Origin of the sequence: Leisingera caerulea DSM 24564, assembly GCF_000473325.1 — a bacterium.
Classification (GTDB): Bacteria; Pseudomonadota; Alphaproteobacteria; order Rhodobacterales; family Rhodobacteraceae; genus Leisingera; species Leisingera caerulea.
Genome location: NZ_KI421514.1, coordinates 1 through 3,882, shown reverse-complemented (window position 1 = coordinate 3,882; position 3,882 = coordinate 1). Strand labels below are relative to the sequence as shown.

4 protein-coding genes are annotated in these 3,882 nt (G+C 62.8%); all 4 read left to right on the top strand.

Annotated features, from left to right (window positions below; genetic code table 11):
- A partial coding sequence (locus CAER_RS28475; protein ID WP_161631109.1) for a phage tail tube protein occupies nt 1-671 on the top strand: 671 nt, incomplete at its 5' end.
- An 11-nt stretch (nt 672-682) separates the two neighbouring features.
- Nucleotides 683-1,153, top strand: coding sequence for a hypothetical protein (locus CAER_RS0124485; protein WP_027237838.1), 471 nt, complete (start codon nt 683-685; stop codon nt 1,151-1,153).
- Between the two features lie 158 nt (nt 1,154-1,311).
- The gene (locus CAER_RS29915) at nt 1,312-1,464 is read left to right on the top strand and encodes a DUF7697 family protein (protein ID WP_154667855.1); all 153 of its coding nucleotides are present in this window, start codon (nt 1,312-1,314) and stop codon (nt 1,462-1,464) included.
- On the top strand, nt 1,461-3,882 hold a 2,422-nt coding region (locus tag CAER_RS0124475; RefSeq protein WP_027237837.1), incomplete at its 3' end, for a phage tail tape measure protein. The genes CAER_RS29915 and CAER_RS0124475, both read left to right, overlap by 4 nt.

The window sequence follows — 3,882 nt, the reverse complement described above, 5'->3', positions numbered from 1 at the left end:
GGGAGCATGTGTTTTCGACGTCCGCTCTTCCTGCCCTGGGCCTTGCGACGCACGGCATCAGCCATGCCGGTGTAGACAGGCATTTCGTGCAGGACAGCCTGGCCTATACCAGCATGAATATCCGTGCGCAGAAAAACGGCGAGCGGGCGCGGGCAACCTTCAATCTGATGGGCCGTGAAGAGGAAACCGCCGGGGCCACCCTGGATGCAACGCCGGTTGAGTACGCGCCGGACCCGGTGCCGGTCGGCTATCTTGGCAGCTGTCAGATCGATGATGGTCCCGCGGCCTCGATCACCGAGGCCAATCTGACGCTGAGCCGCGGGGTCGAGCCTGATCAGGAGAGCCTGAACGGCCTGTCAACGGCGGCGGGTATCGATGATGGTGTCTGGGGTCTGGAGGGCTCCGTGGGGCTGCGGTTCAAAGACATGCAGATCTATGACCTGGCGAATGCCGGCACTGCCTTCAAGATCTCGCTGGCGTGGCAGCTGACAGCGGATTCCTTCCTGCGCATTGAGGCGCCCTCAATTCGCCTTGAGCGGAACGGTTTTCAGATCGGCGGCCGGGGCAACCTGAGTGGCAACTTCAACTTCCGCACCAACCGGCCTGCAGCGGGCCAGCCTGTGCTGCGCGCAACCCTGCGCAACGGCACTGCCGACTACAACAACCTGTAAGCGGAGGCATCATGGCTCTGCGTCTGGCGCGCTCCATTAATCAGGAGCGCAACATTTCCGTTGGTTATGGGGTCTCTTTCGACTTCAAGCCGTTCACCTTCGCGCAATACCGCGAAGCCCGGGCCGCGGCGCACAAGATGGCGCGGTCCAGCCTGTCCATGTCAGCACAGATGGCGGTTGAAGCCGTTGATGATGAGGATATGCCGGCAGATGTAGAGCATGAAATTCAAGGGCGTTTTGATCATGCGCTGCTGCTGCTGCTGATCATGCGCTATTGCCGGGCTTGGTCGGGCCTGCTGGCCGGTGAGGAGGGGCGGGAAACTCCCGCGCCTCTGGAAGTCGGATATGTTGAAACTCTGCTGAACACCTATCCGGGGGTGGCTGACTACCTTTCCCGAAACCTTCTACTGCCCTTCCAGATGGTGGAGCAGGAGGGAAACGGATCCGCGCCCTCGCCAAGTGGCGCTTCAGCGGAGGTCTGAAGCACTGTGCCGGATGCGCTTCAAGCGAAAAAGAATTCGCCTGCGGCAAATACGGCGGTGAGGGCGCTTGCCCCGAAGACAATAACAGGCCGCGCTCGATCGAAGGGCGCGCCTTTGCTGAGGCTGCAAATGATGTGGCCAATCAGCTGCGGATCGGCATGGCCGGGGTGACCGGCATTGATGCCGCCGCATGCCTCGCGCTGATGAACGGCCGCGGGCTTGATCCGGACTTTTCGGCTCTGTTTCTGCCTTACCTTGAGGCTGGGATCTTGAGCGCGATTGCAGAACGCAGGGAACACCAAGCGAAATGAGCACTGCAGCACGCAGCTACGTCATCCGCCTGTCAGCTGAAGGCAAGCGGCAGCTGGAGCGCGACCTAAAGACTGTCGGGATCACGGGGGAGAAGTCCCTGAAGCTGATCCAGAAGGCCGCAAAGCCCGCCTCTGATGGCCTGAAAAGGGCCGACAATGCGGCCCGCGGCTTCAAGGAGGGTCTGCGCTCGGTCACACAGGAACTGCCCGCCCTGCAGCGGCTGTCGCGTTTCCTTGGCACCACAGCTTTGGCCGGCGGCCTGGTGGCCTTTGGCAAATCCTCTTTGGATGTGGCAAAGACGTTCCAGGCCGCGATGAAGCGTGTGCAGGCCGTCACCCGTGCCAGCGGCGACGAAATGGACGCCCTCAGCGCCAAGGCGCTGAAAATGGGTGCCACCACGGCTTTCACGGCAACGCAATCTGCAGATGCGATCGAGGTGCTGGCCAAGAATGGTCTGACAGTTTCCGAGATCCTGGGCGGTGCCCTTGACGGTACTCTGTCGCTTGCCGGTGCGCTTGGCGGCCAGCTGGCGCCATCGGCGGATCTGGTGACCGACGTCATGCAGCAATTCAAGCTGGAGGCGCGTGAGCTGCCAGCGATCGCGGATGCGCTTGCCGGGGCCGCGCTCACGTCCAAATTCGGCTTTGATGATCTGCGGCTTGCGATCGGCCAGGCGGGCGGCGTAGCGGGCAGCGCAGGGCTGGATTACAGCGAATTGCTGACCTCGCTGTCTGCCACCGCTTCCGCCTTTGCTTCCGGGTCTGACGCGGGCACCAGCTTCAAGACGTTCCTGCAGCGGCTGGTTCCGCAGAGTAAGCCTGCGAGGGAAGCCATGGCAGAGCTGGGGCTCGAATTCTTCGACGCTCAAGGCAACATGAAGGCGATGGCCGATATTGCCGAAGAACTGCAGCGCGGCTTGGCAGGCCTGTCCGATGAGGCCCGCAGCGGCGCGCTGCAGACGATTTTCGGAACCGACGCCATCCGGACGGCAGCAGCGCTTGCAGAAACTGGCGGAGAGGGGTTCAGAGATCTTGCAGCGGGCATTGCCCAGGTGTCAGCCCAGGACCAGGCAGAAGTTCGCCTGGAGGGCCTGGAGGGCGCGCTGAAGGAGCTGTCGGCGGCATGGGAGGCCTTGCAGCTGGAAGCCACGTCAAACGGGGGGCTGGATGTCGCAGAGGCCTCTGTGGAGCGTTTCACAGCCGCGCTGCGCTACCTGCAGGAAAACTTCGCGGAAGTTGATGAAATCGTGCAGCGTGTCGCCCAGGGGCTAGTCGTCGTTCTGGTCGGCCGCGGCATCAAGCTGGCGATCGCGCGCGGCATTGCAATGCGAGCGGCCTATGTCGAATTGGCCGGCGCCGTGTCTGGTGTGGGCACCTCGGCCACGCGGGCTCTTGGGCCACTGGCCCGCCTCGGGGTTGCCGCCCGGGCAATCACTGGCTTGATGGGTGGCCCGCTCAGTCTGGCCGTCACCGCCGCTTCCATCGCCGCGCTTGGCCTTGATATCGATACGGCTGCTGATGCGCTGGAGGGCGCCGATAGCGCATCTTCGGACGCAGCCGAAGCGCTCCGGCAGTATGCAGAGGCGTCCCGCCAAGCTGCCGAAGACCAGGACACTCTTTCCGGCAAGGTGACAGCCACCACAGCGGAAATGATCAGGCAGGGCCGTGTTGCAGTGCAGACAGCCTTGGAAGCAAGCCAGCGGGCCCAGCAAGAGCTTTTGGGAGTTGCCCAGGGTGACGGCCTGCTGAACGGGGATCACATCGGGCGGATGCTTGCTGATACCTTCCGGGTTGCCCAGGCTGAGTTCGTTCGGCAGCGCCGATCCGGCGCGGCGCCTGAGTTCAATGTGGATGCCCAGCGGTTTGAGAATCTGGGCCCGGTCTTTGATGAAATGTTCGCTGCGCTGTCCGGCTTGGAGGACGGCAGCAAGACTTTTTCTGAAGTCTGGGAAACATTGCAGGGGATTGCCGGTGCCGGTCAGGAGGTCACGTCTATCATCGGTCTGTTCGATGATGCTCTGGAAGGCGTTGTCGATGTGGACCTTGACAGCGTGCGTGATCGGATGCGCGCCATTGCTGGCGATATTGGCCTGTTTGGGGAAGAGCTTGCAGCGATCGGGGAAGCTCAGACGGAGGACGAGATCCGGCGGGCTTATGACCAGCTGCGCACCGCCATGTTGAACGCGGCGGCGGCGGGAAGGCGTTTGCGTGAAACCGGGGAAGACGGCTTGCTGGGGCTTGTCGAAGCGCTGGCCAAAGGTGAAATCGAGATCGGGAACCTGAAATCCGCGCTGGAAGGCACTTGGAGCGTAGCGCAAGAGCAGCCGGGGCAGACCTTCGCGGGTCAAATCGGCGACGATGCCAAGACCGCGGCCGATGAGCTGGAGCGCATGGAGCGCGCGCATGAAGCGCTTTCGC